The following is a 19,648-nucleotide window of genomic DNA, read 5'->3' on the forward strand; positions in this document are numbered from 1 at the left end:
CCAACGCGCCGCCGGACAATCCGAATGAATTTTCCCGGCCCGCCGCGATCCCTCTATAACAACAGGGAGGAACCGGGGCTTTATGAACAACGCAAAACTGTTTGTCATCGAATACACCCTCCACGGCGCGCCGAAGTCGTTCATCATCCGCTCGGAAAAGATGGACAACGTCGAGGCCTGGCACTGGGCGAGCTGCGACGCCGGCGTCGGCCGGATCCCGCGTTTCGGCCGGGAAAAGGTGCAAAAGACCAGCAAGCCGATGGCGGAGAAATTCGGCGTGGAGAACGTCACCTGGCGACCGGCAAGCTAAGCTTGTCCGCTCACCGGCAGACACGGGGGATAGCCGCCATGACATCGATCAGCAGCCCGGCGCGGCTCGACTACGGGCTGGAGACGCCGGCCGGGTACGTCATCAAGAGCGTCGAGTGCCAGGTCGGGCTGGAACCGGTCGAGGGCGATCCCTACCGGTTTGCGCTGTGCGTATCCGCCCCGCTGCCGCAAGACCTGGACCAGGCCAAGACCGTGGACGTGCGGGTGCAGGGCCGACGCCTGCAAGGCGCTGTCCTGCGGATCAAACACTTGGACGACACGCGCCTGAGACTGGAAGTGGAGCCCGATTAGGCCCCACTTACCCGGCATCAGCTCCGTGGGCGCATTTGCAACCCTGTAGAAGTTGCCGCGGATGTCCAGTCTTTCACTGCAGGTGCGCACGCGCCGAAACCGGTGGGAGCCAGCCTGCCGGCGATGGCGCCCGGCCGGGCGCCGTATGGGTTTCAAATGCGGAACTGCCCCACCAGCCGGCCCAGGCGCTGACCGAGCTCGGCCAGGCTGCGCGAGGTCTGGGCGCCGAGCTGGGTCTCGTCCGCCACGCTGTCCACGGCCACGGCGATCTGGTGCACGCTGCGGTTGATCTCTTCGGCCACGGCGGTCTGCTCTTCGGCGGCGCTGGCGATCTGGGCGTTCATCGAGTTGATGGTCGCGATCAGTTCCGCCATCGCATCCAGCGATGCGCCGGCCTGATTGGCCTGGGCCGACGTGCCGTCGCCGGCCTCGCTGGAACGGCGCATGGCCTCGACCGCCGATTGGGTGCCGGCCTGCAGGCGGTCGATCATGCCTTGGATTTCCTGGGTGCTGATCTGCGTGCGGCTGGCCAGAGCCCGCACTTCGTCCGCCACCACCGCAAAACCGCGCCCGGCCTCCCCGGCCCGCGCCGCCTCGATGGCGGCGTTCAGCGCCAGCAGGTTGGTCTGCTCGGCGATGGAGCGGATCACCCCGAGCACGCCGACGATCGACGACACGTCCTGCTGCAGGCTGTCGAGGGACACGCCGCTGTGGCGGATGTCGTCCACCAACGCATGGATCTGCTGGATGCTGCCGGCCACGACCCGCTTGGCGGCCTGGCCTTCCTCGTCGGTCTGACGGGCGGCGACGGCGGCGTTCTGCGCGCTCTTGGCCACTTCCTGGGCGGCGGCGGACATCTCGTTGATCGCCGTGGCGACCTGATCGGTCTCGTGGCGCTGGCGCTCCATGGCCTGATCGGAACGGTGTGCCTGGTCCGACACCTGGGTCACCAGGCCAGTGAGCTGGGACGTCATTTCGGTGATCTGCCGTACCAGGCCGTGGATCTTGTCGACGAAGCGGTTGAACGAGCCGGCCAGTTCGCCGAGCTCATCCTGGCTGGTGATGGCCAGACGGCGGGTCAGGTCGCCCTCGCCCGCCGCGATGTCGTCGAGGTTGGCTTTCATCAGGTTCAACGGGCGCAGGATGGTGTTGGCCAGCAGCATGCCCGCCGCGGCGATCACCAGCAGCACCACCACGGCCACGCCGACGATGCTCAGCACCACGCCCCGCATGCGCTCCTGCACCGTGGCCTCGACCGCCGCCACTTGCGCTTCGATGCCGTCCAGGTTCACCGAGGTGCCGACCGCCATGTCCCACTTGGACAGGTATTCGGTGTAGCCAAGCTTAGGCACCAGCACCTGGGCATTGCCCGGCAGCGGCGAGCTGTATTGCAGGTAATGGCTGCCGTCCTTCGCCACCTTCACCAGGTCGCGGTTGACGTAGACGCCGTTCGGGTCGCGGTTGTCCTTGAAGCTCTTGCCCACGCCGTCGGGGTCGTTGGCCTTGAACAGGCGCACGGTCTCGGAGTCGTAGCCGAAGAAGTAGCCGTCCTTGCCGTACTTGATGCTCGACAGCAGCTTGATCGCCTGGGCCCGGGCGGCGGTGTCGCCGGGGGCGGCGGCGTCGTACAGCGGCTTGATCGTGGTCATGGCCACGGCGACGTAGCTCTGCAGCGTGGCCTTGGCGTCGCCGAGCAGGCGCTCGCGGGTCTGTTCGACTTCCTTGTGCGCCTGTTCCTGAAGGATGAACAGCACGGTCAGGCTGATCACCAGCGCAAAGAGCAACACCGGAAGGACGGCAAGGGACAGGACTTTAGCCTTGAGGCTCAGACGCATGGACGGGCTCACTCTTTTGGTTTTATTGGCGTGGATAAAGGCGTTAACGGCCTGCCGAACCAAAAGTTGAGCCGGAGGCTCCCACCCGTGCCGATGCGGGAGCCAACAAGTGACCGCTGGTGGTCAGAGCACCATCGCGGCCAGCCACCCGGCCGCCAGCAGCGGCAGGTTGTAGTGCAGGAAGGTCGGCACCACGGTGTCCCAGATGTGGTGGTGCTGGCCGTCGATGTTCAGGCCGGAGGTCGGGCCCAGGGTCGAGTCCGAGGCCGGCGAGCCGGTGTCGCCCAGGGCGCCGGCGGTGCCGACGATGCAGACGATCGCCATCGGGCTGAAGCCCAGCTGCACGCACAGCGGCACGAAGATCGCCGCCAGGATCGGCACCGTGGAGAACGACGAGCCGATGCCGATGGTCACCATCAGCCCCACCAGCAGCATCAGCAGCGCGCCGATGGCCTGGCTGTGGTCGATCCACGCCGCTGCGCTCTCCACCAGCGTGCGCACCTCGCCCGTGGCCTTCAGCACCTCGGCGAAGCCTGAGGCCGAGATCATGATGAAGCCGATCATCGCCATCATCTTCATGCCTTCGGTGAACAGGCCGTCGGTCTCGCGCCACTTCACGATGCCGGAGGCGGAGAAGATCAGGAATCCGGCCAGCGCCCCGATAATCATCGAGTCCAGCAGCAACTGAATCATGAACGCCGCCGCAATGGCCAAGAAGGCGATCCCGAGGGTCATCGGGTTATAGGCGACGCTGACCTGCTCCACCTGCTCGATCTTCTCCAGGTCGTAGACCCGCTTCTTGCGGTAGCTGAAGAACACCGCCAGCAGCAGGCCGAACACCATGCCCGCCGCCGGAATGGCCATCGCGTGCATGACGTTGACCTGGCTGATGTCCACCCCGGCCTTGCTGACGTTGGCCAGCAGGATCTGATTGAGGAAGATGTTGCCGAACCCCACCGGGAACACCATGTACGGGGTGATCAGGCCGAAGGTCATCACGCAGGCGATCAGGCGCCGGTCCAGTTGCAGTTTGGTCAGCACATACAGCAACGGCGGCACCAGCAGCGGAATGAACGCGATGTGGATCGGCAGGATGTTCTGCGACGCGATCGCCACCACCCACAACAGCCCGATCAGCAGCCACTTGACGCTGCCGCCGCCGGTGGCGTGCTGGCGGTCGACCATGGCCAGGGCCTTGTCGGCCAGCGCGTGGGCCAGGCCGGACTTGGCGATGGCCACCGCGAACGCGCCCAGCAGCGCGTAGGACAACGCCACCGTCGCCCCGCCGCCCAGGCCGCTGTTGAACGCCTTGAGCGTGGCGTCGATGCCCAGGCCGCCGGTCAGGCCACCGACCAGCGCACCGACGATCAACGCGATCACCACGTGCACACGGGACAGGCTGAGGATCAGCATGACGCCGACCGCAGCAATCACTGCATTCATTTCACTACCTCAAAAACACGGCGATGGATGCGCTTCACCGCCAGACAGGATGAGTCCGCCCGGCAACGCCCGGAGGCCGCCAGCGAATTTGGATCGAGGGTCTTGTTAGAAGGGCGCGCACTGTGCCGCAGAGTGGCCGCAGTGTCAAAGCGAGGGGCTGCATTGTCCTGTAACAACCGATGAATCCGTGGCGAGGGAGCTTGCTCCCGCCGTGGGGGGGCGGCCCGCATCGCGCCTGCTGCGCAGTCGAGCGGGAGCAGGCTCCCTCGCCACAGGAACATACGTGGCACTGCCGCCGGATGCGGCAATCGGTCCTATTGCGTTTGCGCCATAAAGAAAACCGCCGCGCTGCCGTTACAGTGCAAAGTCTCAGATAAATATCGAATAAGGACGTCTCCATGTCGCTCAGACAACTTTCCATCCAATGGAAAATCACCCTGCTCGCCGGGCTCTGCCTGGCCGGTATCGTGACCCTGTTGGTGGGTCTTTCGCTGTACCGCATGGAGCACAGTTCCGAGCTGGTGAAGGCGTCGAGCATGGAAATGCTCACCGAGTCGGCCCAGGCCCGCATCGAATCCCAGGGCGAAGTGCAGGCGGCGTTCATCCGCCAGCAGTTCATGGACGCCTACCAATACGGCCACGGCTTTTCGCGCCAGGTACTGTTCCTGCGCGAACAGGCCGAGAAACGCTTCCTGGATGCCTTCGACCTGCGCGAGGACATGACCCGTCAGGTCAAGTCGGCCCTGCAGGCCAACCCTGAGCTGCTGGGCCTGTCGCTGGTGTTCGAGGCCAACGCGCTGGACGGCAAGGACGAACTGTTCGCCGGCCAGGCGGAACTGGGCAGCAACGACAAGGGCCGCTTCGCCCTGTACTGGTCGCAGCCGACGCCGGGCAAGGTCACGTCCATGGCACTGCCGGAAAGCGACATGGCCGACACCAGCACCGGCCCCAGCGGCCAGGCCGCCAACGCCTGGTTCACCTGCCCGCGCACCACGCTCAAGCCCTGCGTGATCGAACCCTACTTCTATGTGATCGACGGCCAGAAGGTGCTGATGACCAGCATCGTGTTCCCGCTGACGGTCAACGGCAAAGTCATCGCCTCGCTGTCGGTGGACATCAACCTCAACAGCCTGCAGGCCATCAGCCAGAACGCCAGCAAGAAGCTGTACGACGGCCAGACCGCTGTGAGCATCATCAGCCCCGCCGGCCTGCTCGCCGGCCACAGCCCGGACGCCGGCAAGCTGAGCCAGCGCCTGGACGCCGTGGACAAGGCCAGCGGCGCCGAACTGCTGGGCCTGCTCGCCTCCAGCAAGACCGTGAGCAGCCTGCACAGCAACCAGCAGTTGAAGGTGCTGTCGCCGTTCCAGCCGATCCCTGGCGGGCCGTCCTGGGGCGTGCTGCTCGATGTGCCGGAAAAGGTGCTGGTCAGCCGCGCCGAAGCCCTCAAGCAGCAACTCGACGCCAGCAACCGCTCGGGCACGCTGATCGAGCTGAGCCTCGGCGCCCTCGCCGCCCTGCTCGGCCTGCTGCTGGTGTGGCTGATGGCCCGCAGCGTGACCAAGCCGATCCTCGGCGTGGCGCACATGCTCGAAGACATCGCCAGCGGCGAAGGCGACCTGACCCGGCGCCTGGCCTACGACAAGAACGATGAACTGGGCCAGCTGGCCGGCTGGTTCAACCGCTTCCTCGACAAACTGCAGCCGATCATCGCCCAGGTGAAACGCTCGGTGCAGGACGCACGCAACACCGCCGACCAGTCCTCGGCCATCGCCACCCAGACCAGCGCCGGCATGGAGCAGCAGTACCGCCAGGTGGATCAGGTCGCCACCGCGTCCCACGAGATGAGCGCCACCGCCCAGGACGTCGCCCGCAGCGCGGCGCAAGCCGCCGAAGCGGCCAAGGACGCCGACCGCGCCACCCGTCAGGGCCTGACTGTGATCGACCGCACCACCGCCAGCATCGACACCCTGGCCGCCGACATGAGCGCGGCGATGGCGCAGGTCGAAGGCCTGGCCGCCAACAGCGAGAAGATCGGCACCGTGCTGGAGACCATCCGCGCCATCGCCGAGCAGACCAACCTGCTGGCCCTCAACGCCGCCATCGAAGCGGCCCGCGCCGGAGAGGCCGGACGTGGCTTCGCGGTGGTCGCCGATGAAGTGCGCAACCTCGCCCGCCGCACCCAGGAGTCGGTGGAGGAGACCCGCCAAGTGATCGAGCAATTGCAGAACGGCACCCAGGACGTGGTCGGCTCGATGGGCAACAGCCACCGCCAGGCCCAGGGCAGCGTGGAGCAAGTCGGCCAGGCCGTGACGGCCCTGCGCCAGATCGGCGACGCCGTGACGGTGATCAGCGACATGAACCTGCAGATCGCCAGCGCGGCGGAAGAGCAAAGCGCCGTGGCCGAGGAGATCAACAACAACGTGGCGACCATTCGCGACGTGACCGAATCGCTGTCCGGCCAGGCCAACGAATCGGCGCGGGTGAGCCAGTCGCTCAACAGTTTGGCGAACCAGCAGCAGGGCCTGATGGACCAGTTCCGCGTCTGACCTACCGCTGGAACAATCTGTAGGCGCTGCGATGCGATGACTCGACTTGCCAGCGAAGGGGCCGGCCCATCCGACATCAGTGGCGGCTGACCTTCCGCCATCGCTGGCAAGCCAGCTCCCACAAGGGGCTTGGCTGGCTGCAAAAATCTGTGTTCACCGCAAAACCTGTGGGAGCTGGCTCCCACAGGGGGCTTGGCTGACTGCAAAAATCTGTGTTCACCGCAAAACCTGTGGGAGCTGGCTCCCACAGGAGGCTTGGCTGACTGCAAAAATCTGTGTTTACCGCAAAACCTGTGGGAGCTGGCTCCCACAGGGGGCTTGGCTGGCTGCAAAAATCTGTGTTCACCGCAAAACCTGTGGGAGCTGGCTCCCACAGGAGGCTTGGCTGGCTGCAAAAATCTGTGTTCACCGCAAACCCTGTGGGAGCTGGCTTGCCAGCGATGGCGTCGGTCAAGGCGCCGCCGCTTCCGCAGCCCTCAGCGCTTGGGCAGTTCGATCACCACGCTCAACCCGCCCCACTCGCTCTCGCGCAGCGCCAGTGTCCCGCCCCAGGCCTCGACGATGTCCCGCACGATCCCCAGCCCCAGGCCATGGCCGTCGGTCTGCTCATCCAGCCGGGTGCCGCGGCTGAACACCTGATCGCGCTGGGCCTCGGGGATGCCCGGGCCGTCGTCCTCGACGTTCAGCAAAAAACCGCCCGCCGCCTCGACCACGCTCAGGCGCACCTCGGCGTCGGCCCATTTGCAGGCGTTGTCCAGCAGGTTGCCGAGCAGTTCCAGCAAGTCTTCCCGATCCCACGGCAGTTGCAGGCCCGCAGGCGCCGTGAAGCTCAACGCCAGGTGTTCGCCGTGGATCATGTTCAACGTCGCCAGCAGGCCCGGCAGCTCCGCACCGCAATCGAACAGCGCCCCCGGCAGCGCATCGCCGGACAGCCGCGCACGGTTCAACTCGCGGTTGAGCCGCTGCTGCACCTGCGCAAGTTGCTCGGTGAGCATCTTGCGCAGCTGCGGGTCCCCGTCGAGCCGTTCGCTTGAGGCCAAGCTCAGCAGCACCGCCAGCGGCGTCTTCAGCGCATGACCGAGGTTGCCCAAGGCGTTGCGCGAGCGTTTGAGACTGTCTTCGGTGTGGGCCAGCAAATGGTTGATCTGCGCCACCAGGGGTTCCAGCTCGGTCGGCACTTGCTCGTCGAGCTGCGAGCGCTGGCCCTGCTGCAACTGGGCGATCTGTTCCCGTGCCGTTTCCAGCGGGCGCAGGGCCCGGCGCACGGTGAGCCGTTGCAGCAACAGGATCAGCAACAGGCCGGCCAGTCCGAGCCCGAGCCCGACCTGGCGCATGCGCCGGAAGCTCTCGCGCACCGGGGTGTAGTCCTGGGCGACGCTGATGGAGATCGACTGGCCCAGGCGCCGGTAGTCCGAGCGCAGCACCAGCAACTGCTGGCCGCCGGGGCCCAGTTGCAGGTTGCTGTGCAGGCCGGGGTGATCCAGCAGCGGCAGATCCTGATCCCACAGCGAGCGCGAGCGCCAGTGGCTGTCGGCGAAGTCGATGCGGAAATAATGCCCGGAGAACGGCCGCTGATAGGCCGGCGACAGATGCCGCTCATCCAGCTGCAAGCCCTGCGGGCCGCGCACCAGCGCCACCAGCAGGCTTTCGCTGTCGTTGCGCAGGCCGGCTTCGAGGTAACGCTGCAGGCCCACTTCGAACAGCCACAGGCTGACCTGCGCCAGCACCAGGCCGACGATCACCATCACGCTGATCAGGCCCAGGCTCAGGCGCCGCTGGATCGACCTCACGAAGCCTGCCCGCCGAACAGGTAACCCTGGCCGCGGCGGGTTTCGATCACGCTCTTGCCGAGCTTGCGCCGCAAGTGGTTGACGTGGACTTCCAGTACGTTGGAGTCGCGCTCGGTCTCGCCGTCGTAGAGGTGTTCGGCAAGGTGGCTCTTGGACAGGATCTGCTGCGGATGGAGCATGAAATAGCGCAGCAGGCGGAATTCGGCGGCGGTCAGCTGAATGTCGGCGCCGTCGCGGGTGACGCACTGTCGGCCTTCGTCCAGGTGCAGGCCGGCGGCCTTGAGGGTCGGCTGGTTGGCCTGGCCCTTGGAGCGGCGCAGCAGCGACTGGATGCGCAGGAACAGTTCTTCCGGATGGAACGGCTTGGTCAGGTAGTCGTCGGCCCCGGCCTTCAGGCCTTCGATGCGCTCGGCCCAGGAGTCCCGGGCCGTGAGGATCAGCACCGGCACGGCCAGGCCGCCGGCCCGCCACTGCGCCAGCACCTCCAGCCCCGGCACGCCGGGCAGGCCGAGGTCGAGGACGATCAGGTCATAGGGCTCGCTGCCGCCCTGATAGACCGCATCGCGCCCGTCCGCCAGCCAATCGACCGCATAGCCCTGGCGCTGCAGGCCGGCGAGCAGTTCATCGGCCAACGGTACGTGGTCTTCCACCAATAGCAGACGCATCGGTCAATCTTCCTTGTCTTTGATCAGTTGCCCGGTGTCGGCCTTGAGGTGCAGCTCGCGGGCCACCCCTTCGACCGTCAGCAGCTCGACTTCATAAACATAGACGTCGTGCTTCTCTTCCAGCTCGACCTCCAGCAGCTTGGCGCCGGGATAGCGGTCCAGCGCCTGTTGCAGCACCTGTTCCAGCGGCAGGATCACGCCCTGCTGGCGCAGGCGCAGGGCCTCATCCTGGTCGAGGTCGCGGGCCGCCGCCAGCGAGCAGAACGCCAACAGCGCCAGGGCCAGACGGCTCCCGACGCGCGGATGCAGAAAATACGGCTTCATTACGTGTCCTGATGATCCTTGAGCACTTGCCCGCTGACCGCGTCCAGTTCCATGTCCCACGCCTGGCCCTGCGGATCGCGCAGTTCGATCTGGTAGAGGTACTTGCCGTACTTCTCTTCCAGCTCGGTGTCGGTGACCGTCGAACCAGGGTGTTTGGCCAGCGCTGCGGCGTTGAGCTTCTCGAAAGACTGGATAGTACCAGCGTCGCGCAGGCGCAGGGCCTCATCGGGGCCCAGGTCGCGGGCGTGGGCGAGGCTCGCGGTCAGGCCGATGATCGAGGCGATGGACAGGGCAGTCAGGGTCTTCATGGGGTGTCTCCGTATTTTTATGTGCTGCGGGGCATCACCTTAGCGGGGTGAACTTAATTGAAACTGAATGGCCATCATTGCCCTGCCCGACACGACCTCCTGCGGGACTTCCTGTGGGAGCTGGCTTGCCAGCGATAGCGATTCTGCGTGCGACATCGCAGTGACTGTCCTTCCGTCATCGCTGGCAAGCCAGCTCCCACAGGGTTCGCAGTGGCTCTATAATCCCCGCTCGCCATCGACCGAGGCCGACATGACCGCCATCCACATCAAGTTCCCCGCCCTCACCCTCAAGGCCGGCCCCCGGGCCATGGCGCGCATCCGCGCCCGGGGCCTGAGCGCCGCCGACGTCGGCACCCTGCCCGGCGCCGCCGGCGGGCCGAAGGCGCTGGGGATCCAGGGGCTGGATCTGGCACTGTTCGGCGAATGGCTGCCGGCGGCGCCCCGGGAGCGCTCGCTGATCGGTGCGTCGGTGGGTTCCTGGCGCTTTGCCAGCGCCTGCCTGCCGGACGCCGCCGAAGGCATCCGCCGTCTCGGTCACCTGTACACCGAGCAAAACTTCAACAAGGGCGTCACCGTCACCGAGGTCAGCCGCAGTTCCCGGCGCATGCTCGACGACCTGCTCGACGGCCGCGACGCGCGCCTGCTCGACAACCCCCACTACCGCCTCAACATCATGGTGGTCAAAAGCCACGGCCGGCTGGCGGACGATCACCGCGGCCGGCTGGGCCTGGCGCTGGGCTCGGTGATCGCCGACAACCTGCGCGGCCGGGCGCGGCTGGCGCGGCACTTCGAACGGCTGATCATCCACGACCCGCGCCTGGCGCCGCCGGTGGAGGCGCTGAACGACTTCCCGTCGCGCTTCATCGCCCTGGACGCCGGCAACCTGCGCCAGGCGCTGCTGGCCTCGGGCTCGATCCCGATGGTGATGGAAGGCGTGCGCGACCTGCCGGGAGCCGGCGCCGGCACGTTCCGCGACGGCGGCCTGCTGGACTATCACCTCGACCTGCCCTACAGCGGCGACGGCATCGTGCTGTATCCGCACTTCACCGACCGGGTCATCCCCGGCTGGTTCGACAAGACCCTGCCTTGGCGCCGGGCGTCGACCCAGCGCCTGCAAGACGTGCTGCTGCTCGCCCCGTCGAAGGAATACCTGGCGCGCCTGCCCTACGGCAAGCTGCCCGACCGCAACGACTTCAAGCGCTTCATGGGCGATGCGCCCGCCCGGCAGAAATACTGGCGCGCGGCGATGGACGAAAGCCGGCGGCTGGGCGACGAGTTTCTCGAACTGGCCGCCAACGGTCGCCTCGCCGAACGCCTTCTGACCCTTTAGTCAGCGTTTTGCCGCACGGCCGCAGACAAGCTGGTAAACTCGCCGCCTGCCCGAATCGCTGACGCGACGCCATCTGAACAGAGCCGACATCACCGTGGAAATCTTCAAGGAATTTACGTTCGAATCCGCCCACCGCCTGCCCCACGTGCCGGACGGCCACAAGTGCGGACGCCTGCACGGCCATTCGTTCAAGGTGGCCATCCACCTGAGCGGCGACATCGATCCGCACACCGGCTGGATCCGCGACTTCTCCGAGATCAAGGCGATCTTCAAGCCGCTGTACGAGCGCCTGGACCACAACTACCTGAACGACATCCCGGGCCTTGAGAACCCGACCAGCGAAGTGCTGGCCAAGTTCATCTGGAACGAGCTCAAGCCCCTGCTGCCGGAACTCAGCGCGATCCGCATCCACGAGACCTGCACCAGCGGCTGCATCTACCGCGGCGAGTGAGCCCAGCGGCCTAAAAAAACCACCGGGAACGGTGGTTTTTTTGTGCCTATGCTTTTTGGCTCAACCCGCCAAGAGGACAGACCCATGACGGACTGGCTGCTGGATCAGGTCTTTGACTTCAACGGGCGAGGCGTTCGCCATGCCGTCCGCGGCGACGGGCCGCCGCTGGTGTTCGTGCACGGCACCCCGTTTTCGTCCTATGTATGGCACCGCATCGCCCCGCACTTCTACAGGACTCACCGGGTGCACTGCTTCGACCTGCTGGGCTACGGGCAGTCCGAAAAGCCTGACGCCGACGTGTCCCTCCGGGTGCAGAACGAACTGCTGGCGCAATTGCTGGATCACTGGAACCTGCAACGTCCGGACGTGGTGGCCCACGACTTCGGCGGCGCCACCGCCCTGCGCGCGCACCTGCTCAACGGCAAGGAGTACCGCACCCTGACGCTGATCGACCCGGTCGCGCTGTCGCCCTGGGGCTCGCCGTTCGTCCAGCACGTGCGCCAGCATGAGGCCGCGTTCAGCGGCCTGCCCGACTACATTCAGCGGGCCGTCGTTCCGGCCTACATCCGTGGCGCCGTCCACCGCGACATGCCCGACGACGAACTCGCCCCCTACGTGCAGCCCTGGCTCGGCGATCCGGGCCAGGCGGCGTTCTACCGACAGATCGCGCAGATGGACGAGCGCTACACCCGCCAGGTGCAGGACCTGTACCCGACGATCCGCTGCCCGGTGCAGATCCTCTGGGGCGAGGACGATCAGTGGATCCCCATCGAGCGCGGCCGGGCGTTGCACGGGATGATTCCCGGGTCGCGGTTCCACGCCATCCCGAACGCCGGGCACCTGGTCCAGGAAGATGCCCCGGAGGCCATCGTCGCGGCCCTGCTGCGTTTCCTCTGATGTCCCAGCGGGTGCGGGTATTGCGCTAAGGTACGACGCAGTGACCGCACCCGATCCATGAAAAGGATGAGCCGATGCACATCATCAACGCCCGCTTGCGCAACCAGGAAGGCCTGCACGCACTGCACCTGGAAGACGGCCTGATCCGCAGCGTCGCCCGCCAGACCGAAGCCCCCACTTTGGGCCCCGACGACCTCGATGCCGGCGGCAACCTGGTGGTGCCGCCGTTCGTCGAACCGCACATCCACCTCGACGCCACCCTGACCGCCGGCGAGCCGCGCTGGAACATGAGCGGCACGCTGTTCGAAGGCATCGAATGCTGGGGCGAACGCAAGGCCACCATCACCTTCGAAGACACCAAGACCCGCGCCGGAAAAACCCTCCAGGCCCTGGCCGCCCACGGCATCCAGCATGTGCGCACCCATGTCGACGTCACCGACCCGCAGCTCACCGCGCTCAAGGCGATGCTGGAGGTGCGCGAGGAAAACCGTCACCTGGTGGATCTGCAGATCGTCGCGTTCCCCCAGGAAGGCATCGAGTCGTTCCGCAACGGTCGCGACCTGATGGAAGAAGCCATCCGCCTGGGCGCCGACGTGGTCGGCGGCATTCCGCATTTCGAGTACACCCGCGACCAGGGCGTGAGCTCGGTGAAGTTTTTGATGGACCTGGCCGAGCGCACCGGCTGCCTGGTGGACGTGCACTGCGACGAGACCGACGACCCGCATTCGCGCTTTCTCGAAGTGCTGGCCGAAGAGGCCCGCAGCCGCGGCATGGGCGCCCGGGTCAGCGCCAGCCACACCACGGCCATGGGTTCCTACGACAACGCCTACTGCGCCAAGCTGTTCCGCCTGCTCGGGCACTCGGGCATCAGTTTCGTCTCCTGCCCGACCGAGAGCATCCACTTGCAGGGGCGCTTCGACACCTTCCCCAAACGCCGGGGCGTGACCCGGGTCAACGAACTGCTGGAGGCGGGTATGAACGTCTGCTTCGGCCAGGACTCGATCGTCGATCCGTGGTATCCGCTGGGCAACGGCAACATCCTGCGGGTGCTGGAGGCCGGGCTGCACATCTGCCACATGCTCGGCTACCGCAACCTGCAGAACGCCCTGGACCTGGTGACCGACAACAGCGCCAAGGCCCTGCACCTGGGCGAACGCTACGGGCTGGAGCCTGGGCGGCCGGCGAACCTGCTGATCCTGTCGGCGGACAGCGACTACGAAGTGATCCGCAGCCAGGGCCTGCCGCTGTATTCGATCCGCGGGGGCAAGGTGCTGATGAAGCGGCAGATGCCGGTGGTGGAATTCGTCTAAGGTTCAGGAATCGGCGCCATCCCGGCGCCGATCTCCCGATGGACGCCGTGTCATGCCGTAATTTGTGCGAAGTTGCTCTGCTGCCATCCTCATTCGAACGTGAGGACGCGACATGAATCATCACTCCCCTTCCGATCCCATGGCCACGCTCTACTGCGAAGGCCGCCACACATTCATCGACCTGGTGCCCGATGGCGGATCCCGCCTCGATGCACTGTTCCATACCGCACCCGCCTTGGGTGAGCTGGCGGTCGGCGTGGTGTACGGGCACCTGCACGCCCGGCCGGGCCTGGATCCCCGCTTGCGCGAAGCGGTGTCGTTTGCGGCGATCGTGGCGTCCGGCATGGTCGGGCCGCCGTTGAGCGTGCACCTCAAGACTGGCCTGGCCTCCGGCCTCGCGCCCGGCGAACTGACGGAGGTGCTTTTGCAGGCTTCGGCCTTCGCCGGTTTCCCCCGGGCAGTGAGCGCCGCCGACCAGCTCAACCGCCTGTTTGCCGACGCGGGCCTGCCGTCGCCTCCACCCGCCCCTCCCCGCGAGGTTGCCCAGGCATTCTGCGGGTTGGTGCGCGAGGGCCGTCCGCCGATGCCGGTCAGCGAGGCGGTCAAGCGTCATCTGTGCCGGGCCGAACGCCTGGCGTTGTTTGCCACCTCAGCGAGCGCCGTCGTGGTCGAGTGCTTCGACGGCATCGACACTGATCCGCAAGCCTTGCTTCACCTGAACGTGGAAGGCGAAACCGTCGTGAGCGTCGCCTTGTTCAAGGCCCACTGAAACGGCCGGCCACTCTTCCGGGCCGGCATCAAGCCCGGGCGTGCGCAGTGCCGAACAGGCGCACGCCCGTCAACTCGTCGCCGCACGCCTCCAGCAGCACCGGTGCCGTGCCGCCGGGCATCACCACCTGCACCTGCCCTGCCTTCACCCAACCGACCCGCCAGGCCGCGCACGCCACCGCGCTGGCGCTGGTGCCGGAGGACGCCGTGGGGCCTTCGCCGCGCTCGAACACCCGCGCGATGATGCGCTGTTCGCCGCCGCGCTGCGCCCATTGCAGGTTGACCCCGGCCGGACAGGGTTGGCCGGCCCCTTCGGGCATGGCGTAGGCGATCCGGGTCAGGGGCTCGTTCAGCGGCGCATCGCGCAGTTGTTCGTTGTCCGGCAGGTGCGCCCCGTCGGCCACCAGCGTGACGCCATGGGGATTGCCGATGCGCACGAACTGACTGCACCCCCAGGCCGGATCGAGGCGTGCCAGCGGTTCGACCCGGCTGAGTTCGCGGCCCTCGAACATCACCGTTTCGACGCCTTGCGCGCCCACCGCCGCCGGGCCGAAGCATGGCCGGCCGAGATCCAGCCAGAAGCCTTGCACGGCTTCGACCTGCGCCGGTTTGACCGAGGTGGCCACAGGCGAGACCGCGTCCTGCTTGTCATGGTGCACCCGCAGCAACGCCCCCTCTTGCGGCATCAGGCCTTGTTCGAGCAGCGCCTGGGAAAAGATCGTCAGGCCGTTGCCGCTGCGCTCGGCCAACGAGCCGTCGGTGTTGACGATCAGCAGGTCGAACGGCGGCGCGGACTGGAACGGACCGATCAGCAAACCATCGCTGCGGTGCGCCTTGGCCCCCGCCGGACGCTCGCCGTCGGGCCACTCGCAGCAGGCCGCCACCGCAGCGCGGCTCCACGACGGCCGCGACGCCGCGCAAGCTTGCGCCGTGGCGGGCAACGGCACGCCGGCGTCCCGCAGCGCCTTGGGTGAAACGACGGCGTAAAGGTTGCCCCGTGCATCGTAAAGCGGCGTCATCGGTCGATCCCTGGATGGTTCAAAGGCACCACTGTACCTCGTGTGGGCGCGCGCCTGCTCGCGCCCGCGGGCTCACTGTGCAAGGATGTCCGCCTGCTGTAACGATTCTGCCAAGGATTCCCATGACCGACCTCAACGCCCAAGCCGCTTTCGTTCCCGGACGCCTGCAACAGATGTCCACCCGCATCGCCTTCTTCATCGCCGGCCTCGGCATCGCGGCGTGGGCGCCGCTGGTGCCGTACGCCAAGGCCCGGGCCGGGCTCGACGAAGGCACGCTGGGCCTGTTGCTGCTGTGCCTGGGGGTGGGGTCGATCCTGGCGATGCCGCTGGCGGGCATCCTGGCCACCCGGTTCGGCTGCCGCAAGGTGGCCACCGGCGGCACGCTGCTGATCTGCGCGGCGTTGCCGTTGCTGGCGACGGTGTCGTCGGTTCCGGCGCTGATCGCCACGCTGTTCATGTTCGGCGCCGGGCTGGGCACGGTGGACTCGACGGTGAACCTGCAAGCGGTGATCGTCGAGCGGGCCAGCGGGAAAAACATGATGTCCGGGTTCCACGGCCTGTTCAGCCTCGGTGGCATCGTCGGCGCGGCGGGGGTCAGCGGCTTGCTGGGCCTCGGCCTGTCGCCGCTGGCGGCGATGCTGGTGGTGGTCGCGCTGCTGGTCGCGTCCCTGTTCAAGGCCGTGCCGCACATGCTGCCCTACGGCAGCGAAAGCTCGGGGCCGGCGTTTGCGGTGCCCCACGGCATCGTCCTGTTCATCGGCGGCATGTGCTTCATCGTGTTCCTCACCGAAGGCGCTGCGCTGGACTGGAGCGCGGTGTTCCTGGCCGAGGAACGCGGCATCGACAAGGCCTACGCGGGCCTGGGCTACGCCGCGTTCGCCCTGACCATGACGGCAGGCCGCCTCACCGGCGACCGCATCGTCCGGCGCCTGGGGGCGACGCGAGTGATCCTGTTCGGCGGGCTGACCGCGGCGGCGGGCCTGTTCCTGGCAACGTTCGCGCCGTCCTGGCAGGCGGCCCTGATCGGTTACGCGCTGGTCGGGGCCGGTTGCTCGAACATCGTGCCGGTGCTGTACACGGCGGTGGGCAAGCAGACGGTGATGCCGGAAAGCATCGCGGTGCCGGCCATCACCACCCTGGGCTATGCGGGGATTCTGGCGGGACCTGCGGTGATCGGGTTCGTCGCCCACGGCAGCAGCCTGAGCTTCGCCTTCGGCCTGATGGCGGTGCTGCTGGTGGCGGTGGCGATCGGCGGCAAAGTGCTGAAGGTCTGAACGAGCGGCCTGGCTGGCACATAGGTGCTGGATGGGCCGCCGTCATCGCGGGCAAGCCCGCTCCCACAGGGTTCTGCGGTGACCACAGCCCCTGCATTCACTGGAGATCTCCTGTGGGAGCCAGCCTGCTGGCGATGGCGGCCTGCCTGACACATCGAGGTTGGATGGGCCGCCGTCATCGCGAGCAGGCTCGCTCCCACAGGGTTCTGCGGTGACCACAGCCCCTGCATTCACTGGAGATCTCCTGTGGGAGCCAGCCTGCTGGCGATGGCGGCCTGCCTGACACATCGAGGTTGGATGGGCCGCCGTCATCGCGAGCAGGCTCGCTCCCACAGGGTTCTGCGGTGACCACAGCCCCTGCATTCACTGGAGATCTCCTGTGGGAGCCAGCCTGCTGGCGATGGCGGCCTGCCTGACACATCGAGGTTGGATGGGCCGCCGTCATCGCGAGCAGGCTCGCTCCCACAGGGTTCTGCGGTGACCACAGCCCCTGCATTCACTGGAGATCTCCTGTGGGAGCCAGCCTGCTGGCGATGGCGGCCTGCCTGACACATCGAAGTTGGACGGGCCGCCGTCATCGCGGACAAGCCCGCTCCCACAGGGGGAGCGGGGGCGCTGCGGGAGTCGTCAGAAGCCGACGCTGGCCTGCACGAAGAACGTACGCGGCGTGCCCACGTAGATCCCCGAGTTGTTGTCGCTGGAGCGGGTGAAGTACTGCTTGTCGAAGATGTTCTTCACCCCGGCGCCCAGCTTGAGGTTCGACAATTGCGCGCCGAAATCGTAGCCGCCGCGCACGTTCCAGGTCACGTAGCCCGGAATGTCGCCGTATTGCCCGTCCGCCGTGCCTTCGGTGATGTAGTTGCCGCTGAAGCTGCCGTCGGCGTTGACCCCGGTGCCCGGCGAGCGTTGCTTGGACTGGGCGAAGCCGTCGAGGTTGTAGGTCCAGCGGTTGATGCCGTAACGCAGGCCGACGGTGGCCACCTGGCGCGAATAGAACGGCAGGTCTCGGCCCTTGAAGCCCGGGATCTCCCCTTCATAGGTCGCCCGGGTGTAGGTGAAGCCGGCGTTGGCGGTCAGGCCGTCGAGGCGCGGGTCCAGCGCGGCCATGTCGTAGTGCACGGACGCTTCGACGCCCTGGTGCTTGGTCGCGCCGAGGTTGGTCCAGCCCACGTCGTTGCTGATGTATTGCAGCTCGTCGTCGAAGTCGATGTAGAACAGCGTCACCTCGCCGCCCCACACGTCATCGTTGTAGCGGGTGCCGATCTCGTAGGTCTTGGCCTTTTCCGGGTTCAGGCCGTTGGCGGTCTGGTCGCCCGAGCCACCCTGGCCGAGCTGGAAGTACTGCAGGCTGCCGAACGAGGTCTCGTAGTTGGCGAACAGCTTCCACGCATCGGACAGGTGGTACATCACGCTCAGGGCCGGCAGCGGCTCGTTGCTTTCGATGCTGCGGTTCTTCTCCGGCACGCGCTTGCCGGCGGTGTCGAGCACCGCGCGGTCGTGCCAGTCAGTGCTGATGTGCTCGAAGCGGATGCCCGGCGTCACGGTCCAGTTGCCGACGTCGATCTTGTTGTCGACGTACACCGCATTGGCCTCGGTGCCGCCGGTGCGGTCCTGGAACACGTGGCCGTCGGAGGTCTTGGTCACCACCGGCTGGTTGTTGACCAGGGCCAGGCGGCTGGACTGCTCGTGCATGGCCTCTTTCAGGTAGCGGTAGCCGACGCTGACTTCCTGGGTGGTGGGGCCGACGTCGAACACCCGCGACACGCGCGGCTCGATGCCCAGCGTGTAGTAGGAGCGCGGGAACGAGCTGAGGGTCTTCTGGTCGCGGGCGGCGATGGTGCTGCCGCGGAAGCTGTCGGAATAGTAGGTCAGCACTTCGGCCTGGGTGCGCTCGTCGATCTGGCGGATCCACTTGAACGACACGTCCTTGCGCCGCCCGCTGAAGCCGTCGTAGTCGCGGTCGGACTGGAACGGCTTGTCGTCGTACTGTTTCTGGGTCAGGCCGCCGGGCATGTCGGCGCTGGCGTCGTAGTAGTGGAAGTTGAGGCTGAAATCGTCCTGCTCGGTCGGCGCCCAATGGGTCTTGAGGATGACGTCGTCGATGTCGTTGCCGTTGTTGCGCTCGCGGTAACCGTTGCCGTTGACGCCGGAGTACAGCAGCGCCATGCCGAGGCCGTTGTCGGCGGTACCGCCCAGGAAGGCGGTGTCGATGTGTTTCCAGCCGCCGTGCTGGGAGGTCTCCAGCGTCGTACCGATTTCACCGGTGGCCTTTTCGGGGATGGCGCGGGTGACGAAGTTGATCACACCGCCGACGTTCTGCGGCCCGTAGCGCACGGAACCGGCGCCGCGCACCACGTCGATGCTGTCGAGGTTGCCCGAAGAGATCGGCGCCATCGACAGCTGCGGTTGGCCGTAAGGGGCGAAGGCCGCCGGCACGCCGTCGATCAGCACGGTGGAGCGCGGCGACAGGCGCGAGGTCAGGCCGCGCACGCCGACGTTCAGCGAGATGTCGCTGCCGCCGGTGCCGTTGGCCTCCTGCACCTGCACGCCCGGCACCCGGCGCAGCACGTCGCCGACGTTCATGGCGCCCTGCTCCACCATCGCTTCGCGGCGGATCACGGTACGTGCGCCGGGGTGGTTCTGCACCACGGCGGCGTCGGCGTCGCCGAGCCAGTCGCCGACCACCTTGATGTCGGTCACGCCCAGTTCCAGCGGACCGTTGGCGGCGGCCGTCGGCGCCGGGGACAACGTCACCGAGCCTTCGTTGATCTGGTAGTCCAGGCCGCTGCCCTGCAGCAATTGGCGCAGGGCCTGTTCCGGCGAGAGGTTGCCTTCCACCGCCGGGGCCTGTTTGCCGGCGACCAGGTCAGGACTGAAAAACACTTGCAGCGAGGTTTGCTGGCCCAATTCGCTCAGGGCCTGGCCCAGCGGCTGCGCGCGGATGTGGATGGCGTCGGCGGCGAACGCCAGCGGCACGGCAGCGTTGACCGCCAGCGCGAGGGCCAGCGGCAGCCAAGGGGATTTCTTGTTGTTGGCGTTGGTGTTTTTCACGTCGAACGTAGTCCTG

Annotated in this window: 17 protein-coding genes and 2 pseudogenes; 10 read left to right on the plus strand and 9 right to left on the minus strand. The window is 66.8% G+C overall.

Annotation, left to right across the window (positions count from 1 at the left end; translation table 11 throughout):
• The first annotated feature begins 82 nt into the window (after positions 1-82).
• Both CAG31_RS00360 and CAG31_RS00365 read left to right on the plus strand, forming a co-directional pair.
• Positions 83-310: a DUF6555 family protein gene (locus CAG31_RS00360; RefSeq protein WP_085577494.1), complete on the plus strand. Its 228-nt coding sequence runs from the start codon at positions 83-85 to the stop codon at positions 308-310.
• Between the two features lie 38 nt (positions 311-348).
• Positions 349-621 carry a hypothetical protein gene (locus CAG31_RS00365; RefSeq protein ID WP_085577495.1) on the plus strand — a complete coding sequence of 91 codons (273 nt, stop codon included), beginning with the start codon at positions 349-351 and terminating at the stop codon, positions 619-621.
• A 152-nt stretch (positions 622-773) separates the two neighbouring features.
• Here CAG31_RS00365 and CAG31_RS28865 read toward each other — a convergent pair whose 3' ends face one another.
• The 3 genes and pseudogenes from CAG31_RS28865 to CAG31_RS00375 all read right to left on the minus strand — a co-directional run bounded on the left by CAG31_RS28865 (position 774) and on the right by CAG31_RS00375 (position 3,899).
• Positions 774-1,595, minus strand: a complete 822-nt coding sequence (locus CAG31_RS28865; protein WP_371856082.1) for a methyl-accepting chemotaxis protein — start codon at positions 1,593-1,595, stop codon at positions 774-776.
• Positions 1,596-1,631: 36 nt separating this feature from the next.
• A pseudogene (locus CAG31_RS28870) lies at positions 1,632-2,456 on the minus strand (cache domain-containing protein); the annotation flags it as partial.
• Positions 2,457-2,579: 123 nt separating this feature from the next.
• Positions 2,580-3,899 (minus strand): Na+/H+ antiporter family protein, encoded by a 1,320-nt coding sequence (locus CAG31_RS00375; RefSeq protein ID WP_085577497.1) that lies wholly within the window; start codon positions 3,897-3,899, stop codon positions 2,580-2,582.
• 1,541 nt (positions 3,900-5,440) lie between these two features.
• On the opposite strand from CAG31_RS00375, the pseudogene CAG31_RS28875 reads away from it, so the two are divergent.
• A pseudogene (locus CAG31_RS28875) lies at positions 5,441-5,587 on the plus strand (HAMP domain-containing protein); the annotation flags it as partial.
• A gap of 102 nt (positions 5,588-5,689) precedes the next feature.
• Positions 5,690-6,445: a methyl-accepting chemotaxis protein gene (locus CAG31_RS28880; RefSeq protein ID WP_371856083.1), complete on the plus strand. Its 756-nt coding sequence runs from the start codon at positions 5,690-5,692 to the stop codon at positions 6,443-6,445.
• A 476-nt stretch (positions 6,446-6,921) separates the two neighbouring features.
• Here the strand turns inward: CAG31_RS28880 and CAG31_RS00385 are convergent, their stop codons facing one another.
• Genes CAG31_RS00385 through CAG31_RS00400 form a run of 4 tightly spaced genes read right to left on the minus strand, consistent with a single transcriptional unit; the run spans position 6,922 to position 9,532 of the window.
• Complete coding sequence (locus CAG31_RS00385; RefSeq protein ID WP_085577499.1) at positions 6,922-8,235, minus strand: sensor histidine kinase; 1,314 nt, start codon at positions 8,233-8,235, stop codon at positions 6,922-6,924.
• Positions 8,232-8,900, minus strand: a complete 669-nt coding sequence (locus CAG31_RS00390) for a response regulator transcription factor (RefSeq protein WP_085577500.1) — start codon at positions 8,898-8,900, stop codon at positions 8,232-8,234. The genes CAG31_RS00385 and CAG31_RS00390 overlap by 4 nt, the downstream gene beginning before the upstream one ends.
• A gap of 3 nt (positions 8,901-8,903) precedes the next feature.
• On the minus strand, positions 8,904-9,224 hold the full coding sequence (locus CAG31_RS00395) for a PepSY domain-containing protein (protein ID WP_085577501.1): 321 nt from the start codon (positions 9,222-9,224) through the stop codon (positions 8,904-8,906).
• Positions 9,224-9,532 (minus strand): PepSY domain-containing protein, encoded by a 309-nt coding sequence (locus CAG31_RS00400; protein ID WP_085577502.1) that lies wholly within the window; start codon positions 9,530-9,532, stop codon positions 9,224-9,226. The genes CAG31_RS00395 and CAG31_RS00400 overlap by 1 nt, the downstream gene beginning before the upstream one ends.
• A gap of 250 nt (positions 9,533-9,782) precedes the next feature.
• Between CAG31_RS00400 and CAG31_RS00405 the strand changes: the two genes are divergently transcribed.
• The 5 genes from CAG31_RS00405 (at position 9,783) to CAG31_RS00425 (ending at position 14,289) form a co-directional block, all read left to right on the plus strand.
• The gene (locus CAG31_RS00405) at positions 9,783-10,862 is read left to right on the plus strand and encodes a hypothetical protein (RefSeq protein WP_085577503.1); all 1,080 of its coding nucleotides are present in this window, start codon (positions 9,783-9,785) and stop codon (positions 10,860-10,862) included.
• A gap of 94 nt (positions 10,863-10,956) precedes the next feature.
• Positions 10,957-11,313, plus strand: a complete 357-nt coding sequence (gene queD, locus CAG31_RS00410) for a 6-carboxytetrahydropterin synthase QueD (RefSeq protein ID WP_085577504.1) — start codon at positions 10,957-10,959, stop codon at positions 11,311-11,313.
• Positions 11,314-11,397: 84 nt separating this feature from the next.
• Positions 11,398-12,210, plus strand: a complete 813-nt coding sequence (locus CAG31_RS00415) for an alpha/beta fold hydrolase (RefSeq protein ID WP_085577505.1) — start codon at positions 11,398-11,400, stop codon at positions 12,208-12,210.
• A 74-nt stretch (positions 12,211-12,284) separates the two neighbouring features.
• Positions 12,285-13,520 (plus strand): cytosine deaminase, encoded by a 1,236-nt coding sequence (gene codA, locus CAG31_RS00420; RefSeq protein WP_085577506.1) that lies wholly within the window; start codon positions 12,285-12,287, stop codon positions 13,518-13,520.
• 112 nt (positions 13,521-13,632) lie between these two features.
• Positions 13,633-14,289 carry a carboxymuconolactone decarboxylase family protein gene (locus tag CAG31_RS00425; protein ID WP_085577507.1) on the plus strand — a complete coding sequence of 219 codons (657 nt, stop codon included), beginning with the start codon at positions 13,633-13,635 and terminating at the stop codon, positions 14,287-14,289.
• Between the two features lie 28 nt (positions 14,290-14,317).
• Here the strand turns inward: CAG31_RS00425 and CAG31_RS00430 are convergent, their stop codons facing one another.
• Entirely contained in the window at positions 14,318-15,307 is a 990-nt protein-coding gene (locus CAG31_RS00430) for a diaminopimelate epimerase (protein ID WP_085577508.1), read from the minus strand.
• Positions 15,308-15,429: 122 nt separating this feature from the next.
• Between CAG31_RS00430 and CAG31_RS00435 the strand changes: the two genes are divergently transcribed.
• Positions 15,430-16,581 (plus strand): MFS transporter, encoded by a 1,152-nt coding sequence (locus tag CAG31_RS00435; protein ID WP_085577509.1) that lies wholly within the window; start codon positions 15,430-15,432, stop codon positions 16,579-16,581.
• A 627-nt stretch (positions 16,582-17,208) separates the two neighbouring features.
• On the opposite strand, the gene CAG31_RS00440 is transcribed toward CAG31_RS00435, so the two are convergent.
• A complete protein-coding gene (locus CAG31_RS00440; RefSeq protein ID WP_085577510.1) occupies positions 17,209-19,632 on the minus strand; it encodes a TonB-dependent receptor in 2,424 nt (807 codons plus the stop codon).
• Positions 19,633-19,648: the final 16 nt, after the last annotated feature.

Source organism: Pseudomonas sp. R25(2017), from assembly GCF_002112565.1.
GTDB classification, from domain to species: domain Bacteria; phylum Pseudomonadota; class Gammaproteobacteria; order Pseudomonadales; family Pseudomonadaceae; genus Aquipseudomonas; species Aquipseudomonas ekonensis.

Coding starts and splice junctions, on each gene's coding strand:
- CAG31_RS00360 (WP_085577494.1), top strand. CDS start 83: ATGAACAACGCAAAACTGTTTGTCATCGAATACACCCTCCACGGCGCG.
- CAG31_RS00365 (WP_085577495.1), top strand. CDS start 349: ATGACATCGATCAGCAGCCCGGCGCGGCTCGACTACGGGCTGGAGACG.
- CAG31_RS28865 (WP_371856082.1), bottom strand. CDS start 1,595: ATGACGTCCCAGCTCACTGGCCTGGTGACCCAGGTGTCGGACCAGGCA.
- CAG31_RS00375 (WP_085577497.1), bottom strand. CDS start 3,899: ATGAATGCAGTGATTGCTGCGGTCGGCGTCATGCTGATCCTCAGCCTG.
- CAG31_RS28880 (WP_371856083.1), top strand. CDS start 5,690: ATGGAGCAGCAGTACCGCCAGGTGGATCAGGTCGCCACCGCGTCCCAC.
- CAG31_RS00390 (WP_085577500.1), bottom strand. CDS start 8,900: ATGCGTCTGCTATTGGTGGAAGACCACGTACCGTTGGCCGATGAACTG.
- CAG31_RS00395 (WP_085577501.1), bottom strand. CDS start 9,224: ATGAAGCCGTATTTTCTGCATCCGCGCGTCGGGAGCCGTCTGGCCCTG.
- CAG31_RS00400 (WP_085577502.1), bottom strand. CDS start 9,532: ATGAAGACCCTGACTGCCCTGTCCATCGCCTCGATCATCGGCCTGACC.
- CAG31_RS00405 (WP_085577503.1), top strand. CDS start 9,783: ATGACCGCCATCCACATCAAGTTCCCCGCCCTCACCCTCAAGGCCGGC.
- CAG31_RS00415 (WP_085577505.1), top strand. CDS start 11,398: ATGACGGACTGGCTGCTGGATCAGGTCTTTGACTTCAACGGGCGAGGC.
- codA (WP_085577506.1), top strand. CDS start 12,285: ATGCACATCATCAACGCCCGCTTGCGCAACCAGGAAGGCCTGCACGCA.
- CAG31_RS00425 (WP_085577507.1), top strand. CDS start 13,633: ATGAATCATCACTCCCCTTCCGATCCCATGGCCACGCTCTACTGCGAA.
- CAG31_RS00430 (WP_085577508.1), bottom strand. CDS start 15,307: ATGACGCCGCTTTACGATGCACGGGGCAACCTTTACGCCGTCGTTTCA.
- CAG31_RS00435 (WP_085577509.1), top strand. CDS start 15,430: ATGACCGACCTCAACGCCCAAGCCGCTTTCGTTCCCGGACGCCTGCAA.